General features: G+C 71.1%; 20 protein-coding genes and 1 tRNA gene. 18 read left to right on the top strand and 3 right to left on the bottom strand.

Going from position 1 to position 24,184, the window contains the following annotated elements:
- Positions 1 to 105: 105 nt before the first annotated feature.
- The 7 genes from KM933_RS16140 (at position 106) to KM933_RS16110 (ending at position 8,415) form a co-directional block, all read left to right on the top strand.
- Positions 106 to 1,005 (top strand): helix-turn-helix transcriptional regulator, encoded by a 900-nt coding sequence (locus KM933_RS16140; protein WP_221352706.1) that lies wholly within the window; start codon positions 106 to 108, stop codon positions 1,003 to 1,005.
- Between the two features lie 98 nt (positions 1,006 to 1,103).
- The gene (locus KM933_RS16135) at positions 1,104 to 2,153 is read left to right on the top strand and encodes an ABC transporter substrate-binding protein (RefSeq protein WP_221352704.1); all 1,050 of its coding nucleotides are present in this window, start codon (positions 1,104 to 1,106) and stop codon (positions 2,151 to 2,153) included.
- Positions 2,154 to 2,290: 137 nt separating this feature from the next.
- Entirely contained in the window at positions 2,291 to 3,178 is an 888-nt protein-coding gene (locus tag KM933_RS16130; protein ID WP_221352702.1) for a siderophore-interacting protein, read from the top strand.
- 138 nt (positions 3,179 to 3,316) lie between these two features.
- Complete coding sequence (gene desA, locus KM933_RS16125) at positions 3,317 to 4,759, top strand: lysine decarboxylase DesA (protein WP_221352700.1); 1,443 nt, start codon at positions 3,317 to 3,319, stop codon at positions 4,757 to 4,759.
- A complete protein-coding gene (locus KM933_RS16120; protein ID WP_260333636.1) occupies positions 4,743 to 6,050 on the top strand; it encodes a lysine N(6)-hydroxylase/L-ornithine N(5)-oxygenase family protein in 1,308 nt (435 codons plus the stop codon). Before desA ends, KM933_RS16120 begins: the two co-directional genes overlap by 17 nt.
- On the top strand, positions 6,047 to 6,631 hold the full coding sequence (locus KM933_RS16115; protein ID WP_221352698.1) for a GNAT family N-acetyltransferase: 585 nt from the start codon (positions 6,047 to 6,049) through the stop codon (positions 6,629 to 6,631). Before KM933_RS16120 ends, KM933_RS16115 begins: the two co-directional genes overlap by 4 nt.
- Positions 6,628 to 8,415, top strand: coding sequence for an IucA/IucC family protein (locus KM933_RS16110; protein ID WP_221352696.1), 1,788 nt, complete (start codon positions 6,628 to 6,630; stop codon positions 8,413 to 8,415). The genes KM933_RS16115 and KM933_RS16110 overlap by 4 nt, the downstream gene beginning before the upstream one ends.
- 106 nt (positions 8,416 to 8,521) lie before the next feature.
- On the opposite strand, the gene KM933_RS16105 is transcribed toward KM933_RS16110, so the two are convergent.
- Positions 8,522 to 10,123: a beta-N-acetylhexosaminidase gene (locus KM933_RS16105; RefSeq protein ID WP_221352694.1), complete on the bottom strand. Its 1,602-nt coding sequence runs from the start codon at positions 10,121 to 10,123 to the stop codon at positions 8,522 to 8,524.
- A gap of 62 nt (positions 10,124 to 10,185) precedes the next feature.
- Here KM933_RS16105 and KM933_RS16100 point away from each other — a divergent pair, with 62 nt between their 5' ends.
- The 3 genes from KM933_RS16100 (at position 10,186) to glmS (ending at position 13,242) form a co-directional block, all read left to right on the top strand.
- A complete protein-coding gene (locus KM933_RS16100) occupies positions 10,186 to 11,055 on the top strand; it encodes a DUF4429 domain-containing protein (RefSeq protein WP_221352692.1) in 870 nt (289 codons plus the stop codon).
- A gap of 100 nt (positions 11,056 to 11,155) precedes the next feature.
- On the top strand, positions 11,156 to 11,413 hold the full coding sequence (locus KM933_RS16095; RefSeq protein WP_221352690.1) for a hypothetical protein: 258 nt from the start codon (positions 11,156 to 11,158) through the stop codon (positions 11,411 to 11,413).
- A gap of 11 nt (positions 11,414 to 11,424) precedes the next feature.
- Entirely contained in the window at positions 11,425 to 13,242 is a 1,818-nt protein-coding gene (gene glmS, locus KM933_RS16090) for a glutamine--fructose-6-phosphate transaminase (isomerizing) (RefSeq protein ID WP_221352688.1), read from the top strand.
- Positions 13,243 to 13,552: 310 nt separating this feature from the next.
- Here glmS and KM933_RS16085 read toward each other — a convergent pair whose 3' ends face one another.
- A complete protein-coding gene (locus KM933_RS16085; RefSeq protein ID WP_221352686.1) occupies positions 13,553 to 14,077 on the bottom strand; it encodes a universal stress protein in 525 nt (174 codons plus the stop codon).
- 531 nt (positions 14,078 to 14,608) lie between these two features.
- Between KM933_RS16085 and KM933_RS16080 the strand changes: the two genes are divergently transcribed.
- From KM933_RS16080 to KM933_RS16065, 4 genes are all read left to right on the top strand, one after another.
- Entirely contained in the window at positions 14,609 to 14,887 is a 279-nt protein-coding gene (locus tag KM933_RS16080) for a hypothetical protein (RefSeq protein ID WP_221352873.1), read from the top strand.
- Positions 14,888 to 15,273: 386 nt separating this feature from the next.
- The gene (locus tag KM933_RS16075) at positions 15,274 to 16,509 is read left to right on the top strand and encodes a helix-turn-helix domain-containing protein (RefSeq protein WP_221352684.1); all 1,236 of its coding nucleotides are present in this window, start codon (positions 15,274 to 15,276) and stop codon (positions 16,507 to 16,509) included.
- A 164-nt stretch (positions 16,510 to 16,673) separates the two neighbouring features.
- Positions 16,674 to 17,276 carry an oligoribonuclease gene (gene orn / locus KM933_RS16070; protein ID WP_221352682.1) on the top strand — a complete coding sequence of 201 codons (603 nt, stop codon included), beginning with the start codon at positions 16,674 to 16,676 and terminating at the stop codon, positions 17,274 to 17,276.
- A gap of 106 nt (positions 17,277 to 17,382) precedes the next feature.
- Positions 17,383 to 17,455, top strand: a tRNA-His gene (locus KM933_RS16065).
- Positions 17,456 to 17,547: 92 nt separating this feature from the next.
- Here KM933_RS16065 and KM933_RS16060 read toward each other — a convergent pair.
- Positions 17,548 to 18,603 carry a LacI family DNA-binding transcriptional regulator gene (locus KM933_RS16060; RefSeq protein ID WP_221352680.1) on the bottom strand — a complete coding sequence of 352 codons (1,056 nt, stop codon included), beginning with the start codon at positions 18,601 to 18,603 and terminating at the stop codon, positions 17,548 to 17,550.
- 519 nt (positions 18,604 to 19,122) lie between these two features.
- Here KM933_RS16060 and KM933_RS16055 point away from each other — a divergent pair.
- The 4 genes from KM933_RS16055 (at position 19,123) to KM933_RS16040 (ending at position 24,128) form a co-directional block, all read left to right on the top strand.
- A complete protein-coding gene (locus KM933_RS16055) occupies positions 19,123 to 20,445 on the top strand; it encodes an ABC transporter substrate-binding protein (protein ID WP_221352678.1) in 1,323 nt (440 codons plus the stop codon).
- Positions 20,442 to 21,470, top strand: a complete 1,029-nt coding sequence (locus KM933_RS16050) for a carbohydrate ABC transporter permease (RefSeq protein WP_221352675.1) — start codon at positions 20,442 to 20,444, stop codon at positions 21,468 to 21,470. The genes KM933_RS16055 and KM933_RS16050 overlap by 4 nt, the downstream gene beginning before the upstream one ends.
- Entirely contained in the window at positions 21,467 to 22,384 is a 918-nt protein-coding gene (locus KM933_RS16045) for a carbohydrate ABC transporter permease (RefSeq protein WP_221352673.1), read from the top strand. Before KM933_RS16050 ends, KM933_RS16045 begins: the two co-directional genes overlap by 4 nt.
- A gap of 310 nt (positions 22,385 to 22,694) precedes the next feature.
- Positions 22,695 to 24,128 (top strand): GH1 family beta-glucosidase, encoded by a 1,434-nt coding sequence (locus KM933_RS16040; RefSeq protein WP_221352672.1) that lies wholly within the window; start codon positions 22,695 to 22,697, stop codon positions 24,126 to 24,128.
- The last annotated feature ends 56 nt before the right edge of the window (positions 24,129 to 24,184 follow it).

Here is a 24,184-nt window from a genome sequence, read left to right as displayed (position 1 = left end):
ACAGGTCAACATTCGCCGCGCGCGCCACCACCAGCCAGTACCGTCCCCGTCACTAGGACCGGCAGTACCCAGGCTCATCTCCCGCCGCACGGCCACAATGGGCCCATGGCCCCCTCTTCCCCTCCCCCTTCCTCTTCCTCCGCCTCCTCTTTCGCCGCCCTCCTGCGCGCCTGGCGCGACCGTCTCTCCCCGGCCGACGCCGGCTTCGCCGTGACGGACGGCCGCCGTGCCCCGGGGCTGCGCCGCGAGGAGCTGGCCCAGCTGGCCGGGCTGTCCGTCGACTACGTCCTGCGCCTGGAGCAGTCACGCGCGAAGAACCCCTCGCCCCAGGTCGTCGGCGCCCTCGCCCGGGCCCTCCAGCTCTCCCGCCCCGAACGCGACCAGCTCTACCGCGGCGCCGGGCTCCTGCCGCCGCAGGACGGGACGGTCGGCACCCACGTGCCCCCGGGCGTCCAGCGGCTTGTCGCGCGTCTCGGCGACGTCCCGATCGGCGTGTTCACCGCCGACTGGTCCCTGGTGTGGTGGAACACCATGTGGAGCGCCCTGCACGGCGATCCCGCCACCGTCCCGGCCGCCGAACGGAACCTCGCCCGCGCGCTCTTCGGTGACGGCCCCGCACGCGCCCTGATGTCCCCCGTCCGGTTCGAGCACGGACCGGACGCCTTCGCGGCGTCGATCGTCGCCGACCTCAGGGACGCCGTCTCCCGCTATCCCGCGGACGCCCGGCTCGAACGCCTCGTACGGGAACTGCGGGAGACGTCCGAGGACTTCGCCCGTCACTGGGCCACGCGGACGGCCGCCGTCCCGCACGCGAGCGCCGCGAAGACGATCCAGCATCCGGAGGTCGGTGACCTGCTGCTCGACTGCGACGTCCTCCTCGTCCCCGGCGCCGACCTGCGCATGGTCACCTACACGGCGGCGACCGGAAGCAGCGAGGCGGGAAAGCTCGACCTCCTGCGCGTCACGGGTGGCCACACCGGCCACACCACGGTGAGACTGCCCTGACTCGGCGGATCCCGCGCCCGCACAAGTTATGAGGTTAGGCTAACCTACCTTCGCACTTGTCCAGTGGGCCCTCCGCCCTGTTCGAAAGCAGTCACGCCATGACCGACGCCCGTGTCAACCACCTCACCCGACGCGGCATCCTCGCCGCCGGCGGGGCCCTCGGCCTCGGTGCCGTGCTGGCCGCCTGCGGGGACGACGACTCGGAGAGCGGCGGCTCGGCGGACTCGACCAGGAGCGCCGCCGCTTCCGGTCCCTGGAGCTTCGAGGACGACCGCGGTACGACGGTGAAGCTGGACAAGACCCCGGCGAACATCGTGGCCTTCACCGGTGTCGCCGCCGCCCTGTTCGACTACGGCATCGAGGTCAAGGGGGTCTTCGGACCGACGAAGACCAAGGACGGCAAGGCCGACGTCCAGGCCGGCGACATGGACGTCAGCAAGGTGACGGTCCTCGGCAACGCGTGGGGCCAGTTCAACATCGAGAAGTACGCGGGCCTGGCCCCCGACGTGCTGCTCTCCACGATGTTCGACGACGCGGGCACCCTCTGGTACGTCCCCGAGGAGTCCAAGGACAAGATCCTCAAGCTCGCCCCGAGCGTCGGCATCTCGGTCTACGACCGCCAGCTGCCCAAGTCGCTGGAGCGCATGCTCGCGCTCGCCGAGTCGCTCGGCGCGGACGTGAAGGCCGCGAAGACGGTCGAGGCGAAGAAGAAGTTCGAGACCGCCGCCGAGCGGCTGCGCGCCGCCGCCAAGGCCCGCCCGGAGGTCAAGGTCCTCGCCGGTTCCGCCAGCCAGGACATCTTCTACGTCTCCGGCTCGAACCTCTCCGTCGACCTGGAGTACTTCAAGGCCCTCGGCGTGAACCTCGTCGAGCCGCCCGCCAAGGTCCTGAAGGAGAGCGGCGGCTGGTTCGAGAACCTGAGCTGGGAGAACGTCGACAAGTACCCGGCCGACGTCATCATCATGGACGACCGCACCGCGACCATCCAGCCCGCCGACATCACCGAGGCGACCTGGAAGAAGCTGCCCGCGGTCAAGGCCGGCCAGGTCATCGCCCGCACCCCCGAGCCGATCCTGTCGTACGACAAGTGCACCCCCATGCTCGACAACCTCGCCGAGGCCATCGAGAAGGCCAAGAAGGTCGCCTGACGAGTCGCCCGGGATCACGCCCCTGAGGGGGAGGGCCGCCGCAGGCGCCTTTCCCGTCGGGGGCGCGGGGAACCGCGCGACCGGCCCCCACCGGCCGCAGTCGACACACGACCCCACCCGCCACGCGAAGGAGCAGCATGGCCACGGCCACAGCCACAGCCACCCCGTACCGTTTCTTCACCCTCCAGGTCACCCGGACGAGGCGGCTGAGCCCTTCCCTGCTCCGCGTCACCTTCGCCGGCCCCGACCTCCGCGCCTTCGCCTCCGACGGCCTCGACCAGAGCCTCTCGCTCTTCCTCCCGCGCCCCGGCCAGAGCGAGCCCGTCCTGCCGATGGAGTTCGGCGAGGGCTGGCGGCAGACCTGGCTGGACGTCCCCGAGGACGTACGGGCCGTCATGCGCTCGTACACCCTGCGCGCCCTGCGCCAGGACCGGCACGGGGTCACCACCGAGATCGACATCGACTTCGTCCTGCACGGCACGGAAGCGGGCGCGGAAGCAGGCCCCGAAGCCGGGGCCACCCCCGCCGGCCCCGCCTCCCGCTGGGCCGCCGCCGCCGGGGCCGGCGACCGTGTCGTCCTGCTCGGCCCCTCCGTCGCCGACAACGGCGCGATCCGGTTCCGCCCGCCCGCCGACGCCGACCTCGTGGTCATCTGGGCCGACGAGACGGCCCTGCCCGCCGCCTCCGCCATCCTGGAGACCCTGCCGGCCGGGACACGGGCCCGTGTCTGGCTGGAGGTTCCGCACGCGGGCGACCGCACCGCCGAGCCCGTCACCGCCGCCGACGCGGACATCACCTGGCTCGTGCGCGACGAGGGCGCCCCCACCGCGGTGGAGGCGATCCGCGCCGCCCGGCTGCCCGAGGCCCAGGCCCCGTACGCCTGGATCGCCGGTGAGTCCGGCTGCGTGAAGGAGCTGCGGCGCCACCTCGTGCGTGAGCGAGAGATCGACCGCGGGCGGGTCACGTTCGTCGGTTACTGGCGGCGCGGCCTGAGCGAGGAGCAGCTCCGCGCGCAAGCCGCGTGACACAGGGAGAGGCGTGCGTCACAGCGTGACAGATGAGGCGGGCACATGCGAGAACTTAGGTTAGGCTAACCTAAGTTGAATCTCGTCCCCCACTTCTCCCCCGCGCCCGTCCCTCTCCCGCCCCCGGAGGACTCCCCCATGCGCTCGCACCTGCTCAACGACACGACCGCGGAGCGGTACCGCCGCTCCGTGACCGAGGGGATAGAGCGGGTGGCGGCCAAACTCGCCACCACCGACCGTCCGTTCACCGGTGTCACGGTCGACTCCCTCGCCCCCGTCGTCGAGCGGATCGACCTCGACAGGCCGCTGTACGACACCACCGCGGCGCTCGACGAACTGGAGGACGTCTACCTCCGGGACGCGGTCTACTTCCACCACCCCCGCTACCTCGCCCACCTCAACTGCCCGGTGGTCATACCGGCCGTCGTCGGCGAGGCGGTCCTCTCCGCCGTCAACTCCTCCCTCGACACCTGGGACCAGTCGGCCGGCGCCACCCTCATCGAGCGCAGGCTCATCGACTGGACCAACGAGCGCATCGGCCTCGGCCCCGCCGCCGACGGCGTCTTCACCTCCGGCGGCTCGCAGTCCAACCTCCAGGCGCTGCTGCTCGCCCGGGAGGAGGCCAAGAGCGACTCGTACGGCACACTGCGGATCTTCGTCTCCGAGGCCGGCCACTTCAGCGTCAAGAAGTCCGCGAAACTCCTCGGACTCGGCCCGGACGCCGTCGTCACCGTCCCCACCGGCAACGACAAGCGCATGCAGACGGTCGCGCTCGCCCGCGAGCTGGAGCGCTGCGCGCAGGAGGGCCTGGTCCCGATGGCCGTCGTCGCCACCGCCGGCACCACCGACTTCGGCTCCATCGACCCGCTGCCCGAGATCGCCGAGCTGTGCGAGCAGTTCGGTGCCTGGATGCACGTGGACGCCGCGTACGGCTGCGGACTGCTCACCTCCCTGAGGAACCGGCACCGCATCGACGGCATCGAGCGCGCCGACTCCGTGACCGTGGACTACCACAAGTCCTTCTTCCAGCCGGTGAGCTCGTCCGCCGTCCTGGTCCGTGACGCGGCCACCCTGCGGCACGCCACCTACCACGCGGAGTACCTCAACCCGCGGCGCATGGTGCAGGAGCGCATCCCCAACCAGGTCGACAAGTCCCTGCAGACCACCCGCCGCTTCGACGCGCTCAAGCTGTGGATGACGCTGCGCGTGATGGGCGCCGACGGCATCGGCGAGCTCTTCGACGAGGTCTGCGACCTGGCGGAGGAGGGCTGGCGGATGCTGGCCGCCGATCCGCGCTACGACGTCGTGGTCGCCCCGTCCCTCTCCACGCTCGTCTTCCGCTACATCCCGGCCGCCGTCACCGACCCGGCGGAGATCGACCGCGCCAACCTGTACGCCCGCAAGGCGCTGTTCGCCTCCGGCGACGCGGTGGTCGCGGGCACGAAGGTCACCGGCCGCCACTTCCTGAAGTTCACCCTGCTCAACCCCGAGACCACGACGGACGACATCTCCGCCGTGCTCGACCTGATCGCCGGCCACGCCGAGCAGTACCTGGGAGAGTCCCTTGTCCACGCTTCCTGAACCCGCGACCGCGAAGTCCGCCGGTTCCGCCGTGCGCACGCACGACTTCATCGGCATCGGGCTGGGCCCCTTCAACCTCGGCCTCGCCTGCCTCACCGAGCCGATCGACGAGCTCGACGGTGTCTTCCTGGAGTCCAAGCCGGACTTCGAGTGGCACTCCGGGATGTTCCTGGAGGGCGCGCACCTCCAGACCCCGTTCATGTCGGACCTGGTGACCCTGGCCGACCCGACGTCCCCGTACTCCTTCCTCAACTACCTCAAGCAGTCGGGACGCCTGTACTCGTTCTACATCCGCGAGAACTTCTACCCGCTGCGCGTCGAGTACGACGACTACTGCCGCTGGGCCGCCGCGCAGCTCTCCAGCATCCGCTTCGGCACGACGGTCGCGGAGGTCACGTACGACGACGGGGGCGAGGTGTACGTCGTGCGGACGACCGCCGGTGACACGTACCGCGCCCGGCACCTGGTCCTCGGCACCGGCACTCCCCCGTACGTCCCCGAGGCGTGCCAGGACCTCGGCGGGGACTTCATCCACAACTCCCGCTACCGGCAGCACAAGCGGGAGCTCCAGGCCAAGAAGTCGATCACGCTCGTCGGCAGCGGGCAGTCCGCCGCCGAGATCTACTTCGACCTGCTGAGCGAGATCGACGTCCACGGCTACCGGCTGAACTGGGTCACGCGCTCCCCGCGGTTCTTCCCGCTCGAATACACCAAGCTCACGCTGGAGATGACCTCCCCCGAGTACATCGACTACTTCCACGCGCTGCCCGAGCGGACCCGCTACCGCCTCCAGAGCGAGCAGAAGGGCCTGTTCAAGGGCATCGACGGCGAGCTGATCAACGCCATCTTCGACCTGCTCTACCAGAAGAACCTCGGCGGCCCGGTCCCCACCCGCCTGCTCACCAACTCGTCGCTCGACACGGCGGCGTACGAGAACGGCACGTACACCCTGGGCCTGCGCCAGGAGGAGCAGGGCAAGGACTACGAGCTGCAGTCCGAGGGCCTGATCCTCGCGACCGGCTACAAGTACGTGGAGCCGGAGTTCCTCGAGCCCGTGCGCGACCGGATCCGCTACGACGGGCGGGGCAACCACGACGTGGCCCGCAACTACTCCATCGACACGACGGGCCGCGGGATCTTCCTGCAGAACGCCGGCGTCCACACCCACTCGATCACGTCACCGGACCTCGGCATGGGCCCGTACCGCAACGCCTCCATCATCCGGGAGCTGCTCGGCACCGAGTACTACCCGGTGGAGAAGTCCATCGCGTTCCAGGAGTTCGCCGTATGAGCCGCACCGGAACCGCCGGGACGGGCGACACCGTCGGCACCCTCACCCTCCGCCCCCTCGACCCCCTCAAGGACGCCGGGCTGCTGCACTCCTGGGTCACCCACCCCAAGGCGGCGTACTGGATGATGCAGGACGCGAAACCGGAGGACGTGGAGCGCGAGTACATGGCCGTCGCGGCCAGCGAGCACCACCACGCGTACCTCGGCCTCCACGACGGGCGGCCCGCGTTCCTGATGGAGAAGTACGACCCCCGGTACATCGAGCTGGCCGGGCTGTACGAGCCCGAGCCCGGCGACGTCGGCATGCACTTCCTGGTCGCCCCCACCGACCGGCCCGTGCACGGCTTCACCCGGGCCGTCATCACCGCCGTGATGGAGGAGCTGTTCGCCGACCCGGGCACCCGCCGGGTCGTCGTCGAGCCGGACGTGACCAACACGGCGGTGCACGCGCTGAACGAGGCCGTCGGCTTCGTCCCCGAGCGCGAGATCGAGAAGCCGGAGAAGCGCGCGCTGCTGTCCTTCTGCACCCGTGAGCACTTCTCGCAGAAGCGCGGCCCGGCCACCCGAGGAGTTTCCGCATGACCCTGTCCGACGCCGTGGCGCACCTGTCCCCCCACCGCTGGGCCCGGGCCGAGCGCCTGCTCGTCCGCAAGGCGCTCGCCGAGTTCGCCCACGAGCGGCTGATCACACCGGAAGCCGTCGAGGGCGAGGACGGCGGGGACGGCGCGTACGTCGTCCGCAGCGACGACGGGCTGACCAGTTACCGGTTCACCGCCGTCCGCCGTGCCCTCGACCACTGGCAGGTCGACGCCGGGTCGATCACCCGCCACCGCGACGGCGGTGAGCTCCCGCTCGCCGCGCTGGACTTCTTCATCGAGCTGAGGAAGTCGCTCGGCCTGAGCGACGAGGTGCTGCCGGTCTACCTGGAGGAGATCTCCTCCACCCTCTCCGGCACCTGCTACAAGCTCACCAAGCCCCGGCCCACCTCCGCCGAGCTCGCGAGGAGCGGCTTCCAGGAGATCGAGACGGGGATGACCGAGGGCCACCCCTGCTTCGTCGCCAACAACGGGCGGCTCGGGTTCGGCATCCACGAGTACCTGTCGTACGCGCCCGAGACCGCGAGCCCGGTGCGGCTGGTCTGGCTGGCCGCGCACCGCTCGCGGGCCGCGTTCACCGCGGGCGTGGGCGTCGAGTACGAGTCGTTCCTCCGCGGCGAGCTGGGCGAGGAGACCGTGGACCGCTTCCACGGCGTCCTGCGCGACCGGGGTCTCGACCCGGCGGACTACCTCTTCATCCCGGTCCACCCCTGGCAGTGGTGGAACAAGCTCACGGTGACCTTCGCCGCCGAGGTCGCCCGGCAGCACCTGGTGTGCCTGGGCGAGGGCGACGACGAGTACCTGGCCCAGCAGTCGATCCGGACGTTCTTCAACGCGAGCGCGCCGGAGAAGCACTACGTGAAGACCGCCCTGTCGGTCATCAACATGGGCTTCATGCGCGGCCTGTCCGCCGCGTACATGGAGGCGACGCCGGCCATCAACGACTGGCTGGCGCAGCTCGTCGACAACGACCCGCTGCTGCGCTCGACCGGCCTGTCGATCATCCGCGAGCGCGCGGCCGTCGGCTACCGGCACCTGGAGTACGAGGCCGCCACCGACCGCTACTCCCCGTACCGCAAGATGCTCGCCGCCCTGTGGCGCGAGTCCCCGGTCCCCTCGCTGCGGGACGGCGAGACCCTGGCCACCATGGCCTCGCTGGTCCACGTGGACGACGAGGGCTCCTCGGTCGCGGCCGCGCTGATCGAGCGCTCGGGGCTGACGCCGGTGGAATGGCTGCGCCGCTACCTACGGGCGTACCTCACCCCGCTGCTGCACAGCTTCTACGCGTACGACCTGGTGTTCATGCCGCACGGCGAGAACGTCATCCTCGTCCTCAAGGACGGGGTGGTCGAGCGGGCGGTCTACAAGGACATCGCCGAGGAGATCGCCGTCATGGACCCGGACGCGGTGCTGCCGCCCGCGGTCGAGCGGCTGCGCGTGGACGTCCCCGAGGACGTGAAGCTGCTGTCCCTCTTCACGGACGTCTTCGACTGCTTCTTCCGCTTCCTGGCGGCGAACCTGGCGGGCGAGGGCGTCCTGGCGGAGGACGACTTCTGGCGGACGGTCGCCGAGTGCGTACGGGAGTACCAGGAGGCCGCGCCCGAGCTGGCGGACAAGTTCAGGCAGTACGACATGTTCGCCCCCGAGTTCGCGCTGTCCTGCCTCAACCGGCTCCAGCTGCGTGACAACAAGCAGATGGTGGACCTCTCCGACCCCGCCGGGGCCCTCCAGCTCGTCGGCACCCTGAAGAACCCGATCGCCGGGCTGTAGACACCGCAGACACCGCGACGCCGCAGCCACCGCGGACACCGGTCCCGTGAACAGGCGGGCGCCCCCCGGGTACGGTCCCAGGGGGCGCCCGCCGCCGTACCGGCTGCTACTTCCCGGTGGGCCAGGGGACCTGCGGCGACCGGTAGTAGTTCATGCCCAGCGCGTCCCAGCGCGGGGCCTGCGCCGCGAGCCGCACCTTGTAGCCGTCCCAGTCGTGCGTCGAGGCGGGCGACCAGCCGAGCTCGGCCACCCCGGGCAGGCGCGGGAACGCCATGTACTCGATGTCCGGCGAGGTCGTCAGGGTCTCCGACCACAGCGGCGCCTCGACACCCCGCACGGCCGAGGCCGGCGCCCCGGGCAGATAGGCGGCCGGGTCCCAGTCGTAGGACCGCCGCACCTCCACCAGACCGGCCCAGCTCAGGCCCAGGGGCGTGTCCGCGGTGTACTTCATGTCGAGGTAGACGCGGTCGGCGGGCGAGAGGATCAGCCCGGTGCCGTTGCGCGCGGCCGCCGCGACCTGCTCCTTCTCGGCGGCGCCCGTACCGTCCAGGCCCCAGTACTGGGCCAGCGCGCCCTTCGCCGGAACGGCCCCGGTCAGCTGGTGCCAGCCCACCACGGTCTTGCCGTACTTCGCGACGACCGGCTGGACCCTCTCCATGAAGGCCACGTAGTCCTCGTGGCTCGTCGAGTGGGCCTCGTCGCCGCCGATGTGCAGGTACTCGCCCGGGGTGATCGCGGCCAGTTCGCGGATGACGTCGTCCACGAAGTCGTACGTCACCGGCTTGTCGACGCACAGCGAGCTGAAGCCGACCTCGGTGCCGGTGTACAGCGGCGGGGCGACGCCGTCGCAGTTCAGCTCCGGGTACGAGGCGAGCGCGGCGTTGGTGTGCCCGGGCATGTCGATCTCGGGCACGACCTGGAGGTGGCGCGAGGCGGCGTACCGGACGATGTCCTTGTACTGGGCCTTGGTGTAGTGGCCGCCGGGACCGCCGCCGACCGCCGTGGAGCCGCCGTACGGGGCGAGCCGCGGCCAGGAGTCGATGGCGATGCGCCAGCCCTGGTCGTCGCTGAGGTGCAGGTGCAGCGTGTTGATCTTGTAGAGCGCCAGCTGGTCGATGTAGCGCTTCACCTGGTCCACGGTGAAGAAGTGCCGGGAGACGTCCAGCATGGCGCCGCGCCAGCCGTAGCGCGGGGTGTCGGTGACGGTGCCGCCCGCGACCGGCCAGGGGCCCGGCTGCCGGGAGTCCTCCTCGACGGCGGCGGGCAGGAGCTGGCGCAGGGTCTGCACGCCGTGGAAGAGTCCGGCGGACTCCCGGGCCGTGATGGTGACGGCGCCCTTTTTGCTGGTCAGCCGGTAGCCCTCGGCGCCCAGGCCGGCGGTGTCCGCGCGGGAGAGCCGCAGGCGGATGCCGTCGCCGCCCGGCTCGTCCGTGACGGGGAGCCGGTAGCCGGTCGACGGGCGCAGCACCCCGGCGAGGTACGAGCCGACCCGGCGGGCCTCCTCCGACGGGGACACGCGGATGCGCGTGCCGCTGGTGATCCGGTAGGGGGAACCGCCCGGGTCGACCGAGGCGGGGGCCGGGACGACACGGCTCAGCGGGGTGACGGTCCGGTCGGGCGCGGACGGTGCCGCGCCGACCGCGGAGACACCGGCGGCTGCCACGAGCAGCAGCGTACCTAGCAGACGGGGCGTTCTGTGCTGTCTCACATGCGCTCCCTTCGAATGGGTATAGACCACTCTCCCGCAGAGCCGGTGGAAGAATCACCCCCATGGCGGAAATCATCCAGCGGGACGGTACGTGGACCTTCGACGGCGACGCCCTGCGGCTGGTGCCGGGCCGCGACAAGAACGTGGGGCTGCTGCGCAGGTCCCTGGGTGAACTCGCGGTGCCGCTCGGCGCGTTGGCGGGCATCTCGTTCGAGCAGGGCAGGAAGGCGGGCCGGCTGCGGCTGCGGCTGCGCGACGGCGCGGACCCGCTGCTCCACGCGACCGGCGGCCGGCTCACGGACTCCGCCGACCCCTACCAGCTGACGGTGGAGTCGGACCGCTACGGCGTCGCCGAGTACTTCGTGGACGAGATCCGCAACGCGCTGCTCCTGGACGAGGTGCCCACCACCGCCGTCGACCGCTATCTGCTGCCGGGCCCGGCGGTGCCCCTGTCGGTCTCCGCCGGGGACGGCACCGCGAGCTTCGACGGGGAGCAGGTCCGGCTGGAGTGGAACTGGAAGACGGAGGAGGCCAAGGCGGCCTCGGGCGCCCGTACGCTCGCCCTCGCCGACATCGAGGCCGTGGAGTGGCAGCCGTCGGCCGGCCTGGAGAACGGCCATCTGCGCTTCACGGTCCGGGGCGCGCCCACGAAGGCCCCGCCGAAGTACGACCCCAACGCCGTGGAGCTGTGGGGCTTCAAGAAGGACCCGCTGATGGCCCTGGTCGCGGCGGCGGTCCAGGCCCGGCTGCCGCACCCGTCGGCCCCGGCGCCGCGGGACACCCCGCCCGAGCAGCTCACCGCCGCCGGGGACGGGGCCGACCACGACGCCCTGCTCCGCCGGCTGCGCGAACTCGGCGAGCTGCACAAGTCGGGCATCCTGACGGAAGAGGAGTTCGCCCTGGCGAAACAGGCGGTCCTGCGGCGGATGTAGCGCTCCCCGCACACCCCACCCACAGCCCTCCACCCGAGCCCCCTGCCCGATATCGGGCAGGATTCTTGCGACAGACCGCCCCGTACTCCAGGATCAACGGATGCACGACGACCTTGTCGACCACCTGACGCGTTCCTCGCCCCTCAGCCGGGGCGAGGCACTGCGGGTGGTCCAGGACGTGCTCGCCTACTTCGACGAGACGACCGAGGACTACGTCCGCCGCCGCCACCGGGAACTCCAGGCGCAGGGCTGGCTCAACTCGGCGATCTTCGAACGGATCACGGCGGACCTCGGATACCGCGCGGTCGCCCCGCCGGAGCTCACGCTCCGGCAGGTGCGCCGCATCGTCTACGGCTAGGAACCACCTGTATGTGCGGAATCGTGGGATACATCGGCAGGCGCGACGTGGCGCCGCTCCTCCTCGAGGGTCTCCAGCGTCTGGAGTACCGCGGCTACGACTCGGCGGGGCTCGTCGTGACGTCCCCGAAGACGGCCGGCCTCAAGATGGTCAAGGCCAAGGGCCGCGTACGCGACCTGGAGGCCCGTGTCCCCAAGCGCTTCGCCGGCACCACGGGCATCGCCCACACCCGCTGGGCCACCCACGGCGCCCCGTCCGACGAGAACGCCCACCCGCACATGTCGGCCGACAACAAGGTCGCCGTCGTCCACAACGGCATCATCGACAACGCCTCCGACCTGCGCAGGAAGCTGGAGGCGGAGGGTGTCGAGTTCCTCTCCGAGACCGACACCGAGGTCCTCACGCACCTCATCGCCCGCTCCCCGGCTGAGAAGCTGGAGGACAAGGTCCGCGAGACCCTCCGGGTCATCGAGGGCACGTACGGCATCGCCGTGATGCACGCCGACCACGCGGACCGCATCGTGGTCGCCCGCAACGGCTCCCCGGTCGTCCTCGGCATCGGCGAGAAGGAGATGTTCGTCGCCTCGGACATCGCCGCGCTCGTCACCCACACCCGCCAGATCGTCACCCTGGACGACGGCGAGATGGCCACGCTGAAGGCCGACGACTTCCGTACGTACACCACCGAGGGCACCCGCACGACGGCCGAGCCGACCACCGTGGAGTGGGAGGCCGCCTCGTACGACATGGGCGGCCACGACACGTACATGCACAAGGAGATCCACGAGCAGGCCGAGGCGGTGGACCGGGTGCTGCGCGGCCGGATCGACGACCGCTTCTCGACCGTGCACCTGGGCGGGCTCAACCTGGACGCCCGCGCGGCACGCACGATCCGCCGCGTGAAGATCCTGGGCTGCGGCACCTCGTACCACGCGGGCATGATCGGCGCCCAGATGATAGAGGAGCTGGCCCGGATCCCCGCGGACGCCGAGCCCGCCTCGGAGTTCCGCTACCGCAACGCGGTCGTCGACCCCGACACGCTGTACGTGGCGGTGTCCCAGTCCGGCGAGACGTACGACGTGCTGGCCGCCGTCCAGGAGCTGAAGCGCAAGGGCGCCCGGGTCCTCGGCATCGTGAACGTGGTCGGCTCCGCCATCGCCCGTGAGGCCGACGGCGGCATGTACGTGCACGCCGGGCCCGAGGTGTGCGTGGTCTCCACCAAGTGCTTCACCAACACCACGGTCGCCTTCGCGCTGCTCGCGCTGCACCTCGGCCGCACCCGCGACCTGTCGGTGTCCGACGGCAAGCGGATCATCGAGGGCCTGCGCAGGCTGCCCGGCCAGATCACGGAGATCCTCGGCCAGGAGGACGAGATCAAGAAGCTCGCCGAGAGCTACGCCGAGGCGCGCTCGATGCTCTTCATCGGCCGGGTGCGCGGCTACCCGGTGGCCCGCGAGGCATCGCTGAAGCTGAAGGAGGTCTCGTACATCCACGCCGAGGCGTACCCCGCCTCGGAGCTGAAGCACGGCCCGCTGGCGCTGATCGAGCCCGCGCTGCCGACGGTGGCGATCGTCCCGGACGACGACCTGCTGGAGAAGAACCGCGCGGCCCTGGAGGAGATCAAGGCCCGCAGCGGCAGGATCCTCGCCGTGGCCCACGAGGAGCAGGAGAAGGCCGACCAGACGATCGTCGTCCCGAAGAACGAGGACGAGCTGGACCCGATCCTGATGGGCATCCCCCTCCAGCTCCTCGCCTACCACACGGCGCTGGCCCTGGGCAGGGACATCGACAAGCCCCGCAACCTGGCGAAGTCCGTGACGGTCGAGTAGGGCGCTCCCACCAGAGGGCGGGCGAGGGGCGGGCCCCCAGGTGTCGCCACCAGACACGTGGGGGCCCGCTCGTGCCGGGGTCGCCCAATACCCCGGCCGGCTGCCACGACCGGCGGCCGTCACGCCCCGGTCGGCAGCGCGCCGCGACAACGGCGACGGACCGTGCCCCGTATATGCCCTTCACAGGCACACGAACACATCTACGCACGGGTAGTTTCCAGCACCACAAGGGGAGTTGAACCCGGGGGCGGGCAACGGGGAGCCGGGGGCGGGAGCGGATCCGGGGACGGGACCGGGAGCGGGAGCGGGCTCAGGGAATGACGACGACGGGCCGCTGCGCCCGCCTGGCCAGCCGCCCCGCGACCGACCCGAAGATCCGTCCGACGATCCCGTGCGTCGAGCCGACGACGATCGCGTCGGCCTCGTACTCCCGCCCCACCTCTTCGAGCTCGTGGCAGATGTCGCCGCCGCGCTCGACGAGGATCCACGGCACCTCGGCGAGGTAGTCCGCGCAGGCCAGCTCAAGGCCGAGCACCTCGGTGCGGTGGTCCGGCACGTCGACGAAGACGGGCGGCTCGCAGCCGGCCCACACCGTGGTGGGCAGCCGGTTGGCGACGTGCACGATGATCAGGCCCGATCCGGAGCGGCAGGCCATGCCGATGGCGTACGCGAGGGCGCGCTCACTGGAGGTCGAGCCGTCGAAGCCCACGACGACCCCGTGCTTGAAGGCGGGGTCGCAGGACTGACGCGTCTCTTCCGCCGCCAAGGGCTCGGCCGCCGTGGGATCGGCGACGGGGCGCTTGCGGTCCGCGGGTTCGAATTCGTGACCGGCCATGAGTGTCTCGGCGTTCGGATCCTCTGGATGGGACGACAGGAACGGCGGAGCTGTGTCCGGGAATCACCTTCCCAACCCCATACCCGCAAGAGTACGGCGCCACGCCTCCACGGCCCAGATCCCGCTCTCGGCACGGGAGGGTTCCAGGGAGCATGCACGAGAGGGCACCCGCAACGCAACGGTCCCTGCCACGTACAGCATTCAACCTCCCACGGGCGCCCCGTCAGGGGCGCGGGGAACCGCGCGACCGGCCCCCACCGGCGGACGGCCGGCACCCCACGGCCCCCGCCCGGGACGGGCGGTCACGGGCGGGCTTTCGGGGAGCCACCCGAAAACCCCCCGTGACCGCTCACCGGACCACGCGTTGAACCGGGGTACCCCGACCCCGCCCAGGGACCGCCCAGGGAGCCCACCGTGCCCGCACGCCCCTCGACCGCGCACCGCCCGCCCTCCGGGACGCCCGCCACGAGGAAGCCCGCCACGAGGAAGCCCGCCGCGAGGCCGCCCGCCGCGCAGGACACGGTGACCGACATGGTCCGCTGGGCGGCGTTCAGCTGCGTCCTGGTTCCGGTCGTCCTCGTCGGGTACGGGACCTCACTGGCGGGTGCGACCGGCACCGCCCTCGGCCTCGCCGCCGTGACCGGTGCCTGCCGGGTCCTGCTGCGCCGGTCCGAGCGCGGCACGGTGCCCCTGCGCGCCCGGACGCGGAGCCCGCACCAGATGCGGCACGATCACGTACGACACGGCAGGGCCGGCAGCGGCGACCGCCGGGGAGGCCGTCACACTGGTGGAAATACGCCGGTTGACTGACCGGTTTGTGCGCACCGGCCCGCTGCTTTTCAGCCAACTTGCCCACCCCGTACATCCCCTGGCCGAACCTGCCCTCAACCCCCGTTCGACCTGCACTGAAAGGGTCCGGGGGGGTGCTCGCACCCTACGGGGACCGGCCACTGGGACGAGGCGCACTTCCCTGCACGGCCCACGAGTGCAACGCTTCGTGATCGAATGCTTCACGCCAAGTTGCCATGTCGACAATCTGCCGGGTGCCGAACTGGCCATCTCGGCACGATGCGACACAGTAGATTCGATCTTGACGTCTTACGGCGGGGGACTCGTGCAGGACCGAGGGGAAACGTGTTGGAGCGACAGACCCGAAAGGTTAAGGGTGCCGCGACCACCGAGGGGGGCTTAGCAGTATGAGCCACGACTCCGCTGCCGCGCCGGAAGCCGCAGTCCGGAAACTCTCCGGACGACGCCGCAAGGAGATCGTCGCGGTGCTGCTGTTCAGCGGCGGCCCCATCTTCGAGAGTTCCATACCGCTGTCGGTGTTCGGGATCGACCGCCAGGACGCCGGCGTGCCGCGGTACCGACTACTGGTGTGCGCCGGTGAGGAAGGCCCCCTGCGGACCACAGGGGGACTGGAGCTCACCGCGCCCAACGGGCTGGAGGCGATCTCCAGGGCGGGCACCGTCGTCGTGCCCGCCTGGCGGTCGATCACCTCACCGCCACCGGAGGAGGCACTCGACGCACTGCGCCGGGCACATGAGGAGGGTGCCCGCATAGTCGGGCTGTGCACCGGCGCCTTCGTGCTCGCCGCCGCGGGACTGCTGGACGGCCGTCCCGCGACGACCCACTGGATGTACGCGCCGACGCTGGCCAAGCGCTACCCGTCGGTGCACGTCGACCCCCGCGAGCTGTTCGTGGACGACGGCGACGTGCTGACGTCGGCGGGCACCGCGGCCGGCATCGACCTCTGTCTGCACATCGTGCGGACGGACCACGGGAACGAGGCGGCCGGGGCACTGGCCCGCCGCCTGGTGGTACCACCCCGGCGCAGCGGCGGCCAGGAGCGCTACCTCGACCGGTCTTTACCGGAGGAGATCGGCGCCGACCCGCTCGCCGAGGTCGTCGCCTGGGCCCTGGAGCACCTCCACGAGCAGTTCGACGTGGAGACGCTGGCGGCACGCGCGTACATGAGCCGCCGTACGTTCGACCGCCGGTTCCGCTCGCTCACGGGGAGCGCTCCCCTGCAGTGGCTGATCACCCAGCGGGTGCTCCAGGCGCAGCGGCTCCTGGAGACGTCCGACTACTCGGTGGACGAGGTCGCGGGCCGCTGCGGATTCCGTTCGCCGGTCGCGCTGCGCGGGCACTTCCGCCGCCAGCTCGGCTCCTCCCCCGCGGCGTACCGCGCCGCGTACCGGGCGCGCCGCCCGCAGGGGGAGAAGCAGAGCGACCCGGACGGTTCGCCGCCACCCCCGCCGCCGGTGCTCCAGCAGGAGGCGCCCGTGCCGTTCCAGACCCGCCGCACGGCGGCCGCCCACCCGGTCGGTGCGGCGGCGTCGTCCCTCTCCGTCGCGGAGCCGGGACGCGGGGGCGCGGAACTGTACGTGGCCGGGCGGCACAGCCTGCCGGGCCAGCGGAGCGCGCCGTAGGCGCGGCACGGTCACCGCACGGCCACACCGTGGCCGGTGCGCCGGCCCCCGGACCACCGCGGTCCGGGGGCCGGCGCCGTTTCCGGCCCCGGGGCCCGGGCGCGGGCACGACTGCCGAGGTCCCGGGCCTGCCCGGGCGGGGAGACGGGCCGTAGGGTGGCCCCATGAACGATCGCATGGTGTGGATCGACTGCGAGATGACCGGTCTCTCGCTGTCGGAGGACGCGCTCATCGAGGTGGCCGCGCTGGTCACCGACTCGGAGCTCAACGTGCTCGGCGAGGGGGTGGACATCGTGATCCGTCCGCCGGACGCCGCGCTGGAGACGATGCCGGAGGTGGTGCGCGCCATGCACACGTCCTCCGGGCTGCTCGACGAGCTGGCCGCGGGCACGACGCTGGCCGCCGCCGAGGAGGAGGTCCTCGCCTACATCCGCGAGCACGTCAAGGAGCCGGGCAAGGCCCCGCTGTGCGGGAACTCGGTGGGCACGGACCGCGGTTTCCTCCTGCGGGACATGCCGACGCTGGAGGGCTACCTCCACTACCGCATCGTCGACGTCTCCTCCGTCAAGGAGCTGGCCCGGCGCTGGTACCCCCGGGCGTACTTCAACAGTCCCGACAAGAACGGCAACCACCGGGCGCTGGCCGACATCCGCGAGTCGATCGCCGAGCTGCGCTACTACCGCGAGGCGGTCTTCGTCCCGCAGCCCGGACCCGACTCGGACACGGCCCGCGCCATCGCCGCGAAGCACGTCCTGCCCGCGGGCTGACCCCCGCCGGAAGGCGGGAGCGAGCACCCCTTCGGACCCTGTACACTTTTTCTCGGCCGGTCGGTGAACCACTCGTGGTGAACCACCAGAAGAAATGCCGGTCATGGTGGGTGTAGCTCAGCTGGTAGAGCACCTGGTTGTGGTCCAGGAAGTCGCGGGTTCAAGTCCCGTCACTCACCCTGATGGACTGAGGGCCGAACCGCGCAAGCGGTTCGGCCCTCAGTCGTTCCCCGACTTCCGACGGTCATTCCCTCAGCCGGGCGGCCCGGCCCTACGACGAGGCCCGTGCCACCAGCTCCGTGGGCAGGACCAGCTGCCGTCGCTCCAGGCCGCGGGAGACCGCCGGGCGCCGGTCCGCGATCTCGTCCACCAGCAGGTCGAGCATCGCACGGCCCATGTCCTCTATCGGCTGGCGCACGCTCGTCAGGGGCGGGTCCATGTGGCGGGCGATCGCCGAGTCGTCGTACCCGACGAGGGCCACGTCACCGGGTATGCGGCGGCCCGCCTCGCGCAGGACCTGCCGGGCGCCGGCCGCCATCACGTCCGACCCGGCGAAGACCGCGTCCAGGTCCGGGCGGACGGCGAGCAGTTCCGCCATCGCGCGGCGGCCGCCCTCCTCGGTGAAGTCCCCGGGCACGATCAGGCGCTCGTCGACCTCGCGACCCGCGTCCCGCAGGGCCGCGCGGTAGCCGTCGACGCGGCGCTGGGCACCGAACACGTCGAGGCGTCCGGCCAGGTGGGCTATGGTGCGGCGGCCCCGGGCGATGAGGTGCTCCACGGCGAAGCGGCCGCCGCCGAAGTTATCCGAGTCCACGGAGGGCAGCGTCTCCTCCGCCGACCTGCGACCGCTGATCACCGCCGGGATCTCCAGCTGGGACAGCAGATCGGGGAGCGGGTCGTCCGCGTGCACCGAGACCAGCAGGACCCCGTCCACCCGGTGCGCCGCCAGGTACTGGGCCAGCCTGCGCCGCTCCCGGTCGCTGCCGGCGAAGATCAGCAGCAGCTGCAGCTCGGTCTCGGAGAGCGCCGCGCCCACGCCCCGCAGCATGTCGGAGAAGTACGGCTCGGCGAAGAAGCGGGTCTCGGGCTCCGGGACGACCAGGGCGATGGCGTCGGTGCGGTTGGCCGCGAGGGCGCGGGCGGCCGTGTTCGGCACGTAGCCGAGCTCCGCGACCGCCGCCTCGACGGCCGCACGGGTGGCGTCACTGACCCGCGGGGAACCGTTGATCACCCGGGAGACCGTGCCGCGGCCCACCCCCGCGCGCGCGGCGACCTCCTCCAGGGTGGGCCGTCCGCCGCTCCTGCTCCGCGCTCCGTGGACTGCCATGGTCCGCCTCCCGTCCGACACGGCCAACACCGCCTCTGGCCTGGAATCTAACAGCCGTGATCGGGACCGGACTGCCGGAGACGGGCCTCCGCTCCCCGGTCGCACCTCCCAGGCAACTGCGGCCGCGCTCCCCCGGCAACCCCGGCCGCACGGGCCCGGCGCCCCGACCGCGCTCCCCCGGCCCCGCGCCGCGGGGCCCGTCCGGGGATCCGCCCGGACGGTGTTCCGAGGCCGATCCGGAGCCTTCCCGAAGCCGTCCCGCAACCGTCGCGGACCTACGCTCCGGGTCTCCGCCGTCCTTAGTTAACGGCCCGATAACTGAAGACACATCTCTACGCCCTCTCCCTTGACACCCCCGCGCCGAGCGACGAACCTTCAACACATCACCTGTGGGAGCGCTCCCACAGTACCTGACACATACACATCCCGCACGTTCCCCGCCCGAGCCGCAGCACGAATTAACGGGCCCAACAACGCAGTTGGCCGGGGGGTCGGCACGTCAGGCAACAGGAGGACGCAATGCGCACGAGTACCCGAGGGTCCCGCAGGCTGATGGCCCTCGCGGCCGTGGCCGCGCTGACGACGGGGCTGCTCGCCGGCTGCGCCGAGGACTCGGACGACGGGTCGTCGGACTCGGACGGCGGCAGCGGCGGCGGCAAGACCACGCTGACCATCGGCACGTTCGGGGTCTTCGGCTACAAGCAGGCCGGCCTCTACGACGAGTACATGAAGCAGAACCCGGACATCACGATCAAGGAGAACGTCACCACCCGTACCGACGTCTACTGGCCCAAGACCCTCACCCGTCTGCAGGCCGGTTCCGGTACCGACGACATCCAGGCGATCGAGGTCGGCAACATCGCCGAGGCGGTGCAGACCCAGGGCGCCAAGTTCGTCGACCTGGGCAAGGAAGCCGACAAGTCCCAGTGGCTGGAGTGGAAGACCGCCCAGGCCACCACCAAGGACGGCAAGACCATCGCGCTCGGCACCGACATCGGCCCGATGGCGATCTGCTACCGCAAGGACCTCTTCGAGAAGGCGGGTCTGGAGACGGACCGCACCAAGCTCGCCGAGCAGTGGAAGGGCGACTGGTCGAAGTACGTCGGCGTCGGCAAGGACTACATGAAGAAGGCGCCCAAGGGCACCAAGTTCGTGGACTCCGCCGCCTCGGTCTACAACGCGGCGCTCGGTGGCGAGAGCCAGCGCTACTACGACGCCGAGGGCAACATCATCTGGGACGAGTCCCCGGGTGTGGAGAAGGCCTGGGACGCCTCGATGGAGGTGGCCACCAGCGACATGTCGGCGAAGCTGAAGCAGTTCGACAAGCCGTGGGACCAGGCATTCGCCAACGGCGGCTTCGCGACGGTGGCGTGCCCCGCGTGGATGCTGGGCTACATCCAGGAGAAGTCCGGTGACTCCGGCAAGGGCAAGTGGGACGTGGCGGCGGCGCCCACCGCGGCCAACTGGGGCGGCTCGTTCATCGGTGTGCCCACGGCGGGCAAGCACCAGAAGGAGGCCATCGCGCTCGCGAAGTGGCTGACCGCTCCCGAGCAGCAGGCGAAGGTCTTCGCCAAGCAGGCGAGCTTCCCGTCGACCCCGTCGGCGTACCCGGGCCTGAAGCCGCAGGCCGCCACCACGGCGTTCTTCTCCGACGCGCCGATCACGCAGATCTTCTCCGACTCGGCCAAGACCATCCCGACGCAGATCTTCGGCGTCAAGGACCAGCCGATCAACACCGCCATCTCGGACATCGGCATCCTCCAGGTCGAGCAGAAGGGCAAGACCCCGGACCAGGGCTGGGACGCGGCCACCAAGGAGATCAAGGACGTGCTCGGCCAGTGACCAGCTCCAAGCAGGCTCTCGCGCACTCCGCGCCGAGCGCCGACGCCGCGCCCGGCTCCCAGCCGGGCGCGGCGCGCCGTGCTCAAGGTCGCGGTACGCCGCCCCCGGGTCCCGACTCCTGGCGCAGCCGGCTGTACCGCTGGGACATGAAGGCGTCGCCGTACGCGTTCATCGCCCCCTTCTTCATCTTCTTCGGTGCCTTCGGGCTCGTCCCGCTGCTATACACGGCCTGGTACTCGCTGCACAACGTGCAGCTGTCCAACCTGGACCAGCAGACCTGGGTGGGCCTGGACAACTACAAGAACCTGATGTCCTCGGACTTCTTCTGGGGCGCGCTGGAGAACACCTTCACCATCGGTGTGATCTCGACCGTGCCGCAGCTGGTCATGGCGCTCGGGATCGCCCACCTGCTCAACTACAAGCTGCGCGGCTCGACCGTGTGGCGGGTCGTGATGCTCACCCCGTACGCCACCTCGGTGGCGGCGGCGACGCTGGTGTTCGTGCTGCTGTACTCGTGGGACGGCGGCATGATCAACTGGCTGCTGGACTTCGTCGGGGTCGACCCGGTCAACTGGCGCGAGTCCGACTGGGGTTCGCAGTTCGCCGTCTCCTCGATCGTGATCTGGCGCTGGACCGGCTACAACGCCCTGATCTACCTCGCGGCGATGCAGGCGATCCCCGCGGACCTGTACGAGTCGGCGGCCCTGGACGGCGCGGGCCGCTGGCAGCAGTTCCGCCACGTGACGATCCCGATGCTGCGGCCGACGATCCTGTTCACGGTGGTCGTCTCCACGATCGGCGCGACGCAGCTGTTCGGCGAACCGCTCCTGTTCGGCGGGGTCAGCGGCTCCAAGGGCGGCTCCGAGCACCAGTACCAGACGCTCGGTCTCTACATGTACGACCAGGGCTGGATCATCGGCAACCTCGGCAAGGCGTCCGCGATCGCCTGGACGATGTTCCTGATCCTGCTGCTCGTCGCCGCGATCAACCTGCTGATCACCCGACGGCTGAGGAAGTCCCAATGACCACAAGTGAACTGACGCCGCCCCCGGTGCGGGACGGCGCACCGGGGAAGGACGGCCGGGAGGGCTCCGGACGCCGCCGGGTGCTCGGCGCGGGCAAGCAGCTGCACGCGGGACCCCTCACGTACGTCGTCCTGACCGTCTTCGCCCTCGTCTCGCTGGCGCCGCTGCTGTGGACCGTGGTCGCGGCCTCGCGCACCAACCAGCGGCTCGCCGAGACGCCGCCGCCGCTGTGGATCGGCGGGAACCTGTTCAAGAACCTCGAAGCCGCGTGGGAGCAGGGCGGTCTCGGCACCGCGATGGTCAACAGCACCGTCGTCGCCACGACCATCACCGTCGGCACGGTCGTGTTCTCCACGCTCGCCGGGTTCGCCTTCGCCAAACTGCGGTTCAGGTTCTCCAACGTCCTGCTGCTGCTGACCATCGGCACGATGATGATCCCGCCGCAGCTGGCGGTCGTGCCGCTGTACCTGTGGATGAGCGAGCTGGGCTGGTCCAACCAGCTCCAGACGGTCATCCTGCCGACCCTGGTCAGCGCCTTCGGTACGTTCTTCATGCGCCAGTACCTGGTGCAGGCGCTGCCCAGCGAGCTGATCGAGGCGGCGCGGGTCGACGGCGCGAGCAGTCTGCGCATCGTGTGGCACGTCGTCTTCCCGGCGGCACGGCCGGCGATGGCCGTGCTCGGGCTGCTGACGTTCGTGATGGCCTGGAACGACTTCCTGTGGCCGATCATCGCGCTCAACCAGCAGAACCCCACCGTGCAGGTCGCCCTGAACTCGCTCGGCACGGGCTACGTCCCCGACCAGGCGGTGATCATGGCGGGCGCGTTCCTCGGCACACTGCCGCTGCTCATCGCCTTCCTGCTGTTCGGCAAGCAGATCGTGGGCGGGATCATGCAGGGCGCGATCAAGGGCTGACCCGCCCCGCCCGCGCCCGGCGGGGCAGCTCCCGCGCCGCCCGGCCGGGACCGCTCCACGCCGTCCGGCCGGGACCGTTCGCGTGTTGTCCGGCCGGGACCGTTCCCGCGCCGCCCGGCCGGGGCCATCCTTGTGTTGCCCGGCCGGGCGGGACCGTTCCCGCGCCGCCGGGCCGGACGGGGCGGGCCGCCGCGCCCGGCCGACAGGGTGGGCCATCGCCGTCCCGCCTCCGCTCCGCCCCCGCTCCGCCCCGTTCCTGACCTCCTGTCCCTGGTCCCACACGACCTCCTCCTCCCATGGGAGCGCTTCCATGCCTGAGCAGCCCGAAATGCCCGTGACCTTCCCGCCCTCCTTCCTCTGGGGCGCCGCGACCTCCGCGTACCAGATCGAGGGGGCGGTCCGGGAGGACGGTCGCACGCCCTCGATCTGGGACACCTTCAGCCATACGCCCGGCAAGACGGCCGAGGGCGAGACCGGTGACATCGCCAACGACCACTACCACCGCTACCGCGACGACGTCGCGATGATGGCGGACCTGGGCCTGGGCGGGTACCGCTTCTCGGTGTCCTGGTCCCGGGTGCAGCCGACCGGCCGCGGTCCCGCCGTCCAGCGCGGCCTCGACTTCTACCGCCGCCTGGTCGACGAGCTGCTCTCCCGCGGCATCAAACCGGCCATCACCCTCTACCACTGGGACCTCCCCCAGGAGCTGGAGGACGCGGGCGGCTGGCCCGAGCGTGACACGGCGCTGCGCTTCGCCGAGTACGCGCAGATCGTCGGCGAGGCGCTCGGCGACCGCGTCGAGCAGTGGATCACGCTGAACGAGCCGTGGTGCAGCGCGTTCCTGGGATACGCCTCCGGTGTGCACGCCCCCGGCCGCACCGACCCGGAGGCGTCCCTGCGGGCGGCGCACCACCTCAACCTGGCGCACGGCCTCGGCACCAAGGCCCTGCGCGCCGCGATGCCCGCCCGCAACAACATCGCGGTGAGCCTCAACTCCTCGGTGGTCAGGCCGCTGACCCAGGACCCCGCCGACCTGGCGGCGGTCCAGCGGATCGACGACCTGGCCAACGGGATCTTCCACGGCCCGATGCTGCACGGCGCCTACCCGCAGACCCTGCTCGCGGCGACCGCCTCGGTGACGGACTGGTCGTACGTGCGGGACGGCGACCTCGCCCTGATCAGGCAGCCGCTGGACGCGCTCGGGCTCAACTACTACACGCCGACGCTGGTGGCGGCGGCGCCCGCGGACGCGCCTGCCCCGCGCGCGGACGGCCACGGGTCGAGCTCGTTCTCCCCCTGGCCGGGCGCGGACGACGTGGCCTTCCACCAGACCCCCGGTGAGCGCACCGAGATGGGCTGGACGATCGACCCGTCGGGCCTCCACGAGCTGATCATGCGCTACACCCGCGAGGTGCCGGGGCTGCCGCTGTACATCACGGAGAACGGCGCCGCCTACGACGACAAGCCGGACCCGGAGGGCCGCGTCCACGACCCGGAGCGGATCGCCTACCTGCACGGGCACCTGCGCGCGGTCCGCCGTGCGATCACCGACGGCGCGGACGTGCGCGGCTACTACCTCTGGTCCCTGATGGACAACTTCGAATGGGCGTACGGCTACGGCAAGCGCTTCGGTGCCGTGTACGTGGACTACGCGACCCAGGCCCGTACGCCGAAGTCGAGCGCCCTCTGGTACCGCGAGGCGGCCCGGACCGGGGAGCTGCCGCCGCTCAGCCCGGTCGAGTAGGTCCGCCTTCGGGGAAACGGGCGGGGGCGGGGGTGGGGCGCGGCACCTCGGTGGGG

The organism is Streptomyces beigongshangae (genome assembly GCF_019710745.1).
Lineage (GTDB): Bacteria > Actinomycetota > Actinomycetes > Streptomycetales > Streptomycetaceae > Streptomyces > Streptomyces beigongshangae.
The sequence above is the reverse complement of the archived record's forward strand: the minus strand, read 5'-3'. Positions and strand labels throughout refer to the sequence as shown.

Coding starts and splice junctions, on each gene's coding strand:
- KM933_RS16085 (WP_221352686.1), bottom strand. CDS start 14,077: ATGGCCGGTCACGAATTCGAACCCGCGGACCGCAAGCGCCCCGTCGCC.
- KM933_RS16060 (WP_221352680.1), bottom strand. CDS start 18,603: ATGGCAGTCCACGGAGCGCGGAGCAGGAGCGGCGGACGGCCCACCCTG.
- KM933_RS16055 (WP_221352678.1), top strand. CDS start 19,123: ATGCGCACGAGTACCCGAGGGTCCCGCAGGCTGATGGCCCTCGCGGCC.
- KM933_RS16080 (WP_221352873.1), top strand. CDS start 14,609: ATGGTCCGCTGGGCGGCGTTCAGCTGCGTCCTGGTTCCGGTCGTCCTC.
- KM933_RS16040 (WP_221352672.1), top strand. CDS start 22,695: ATGCCTGAGCAGCCCGAAATGCCCGTGACCTTCCCGCCCTCCTTCCTC.
- KM933_RS16045 (WP_221352673.1), top strand. CDS start 21,467: ATGACCACAAGTGAACTGACGCCGCCCCCGGTGCGGGACGGCGCACCG.
- KM933_RS16115 (WP_221352698.1), top strand. CDS start 6,047: ATGAGCCGCACCGGAACCGCCGGGACGGGCGACACCGTCGGCACCCTC.
- KM933_RS16130 (WP_221352702.1), top strand. CDS start 2,291: ATGGCCACGGCCACAGCCACAGCCACCCCGTACCGTTTCTTCACCCTC.
- KM933_RS16100 (WP_221352692.1), top strand. CDS start 10,186: ATGGCGGAAATCATCCAGCGGGACGGTACGTGGACCTTCGACGGCGAC.
- KM933_RS16110 (WP_221352696.1), top strand. CDS start 6,628: ATGACCCTGTCCGACGCCGTGGCGCACCTGTCCCCCCACCGCTGGGCC.
- orn (WP_221352682.1), top strand. CDS start 16,674: ATGAACGATCGCATGGTGTGGATCGACTGCGAGATGACCGGTCTCTCG.
- glmS (WP_221352688.1), top strand. CDS start 11,425: ATGTGCGGAATCGTGGGATACATCGGCAGGCGCGACGTGGCGCCGCTC.
- KM933_RS16140 (WP_221352706.1), top strand. CDS start 106: ATGGCCCCCTCTTCCCCTCCCCCTTCCTCTTCCTCCGCCTCCTCTTTC.
- KM933_RS16135 (WP_221352704.1), top strand. CDS start 1,104: ATGACCGACGCCCGTGTCAACCACCTCACCCGACGCGGCATCCTCGCC.
- desA (WP_221352700.1), top strand. CDS start 3,317: ATGCGCTCGCACCTGCTCAACGACACGACCGCGGAGCGGTACCGCCGC.
- KM933_RS16095 (WP_221352690.1), top strand. CDS start 11,156: ATGCACGACGACCTTGTCGACCACCTGACGCGTTCCTCGCCCCTCAGC.
- KM933_RS16075 (WP_221352684.1), top strand. CDS start 15,274: ATGAGCCACGACTCCGCTGCCGCGCCGGAAGCCGCAGTCCGGAAACTC.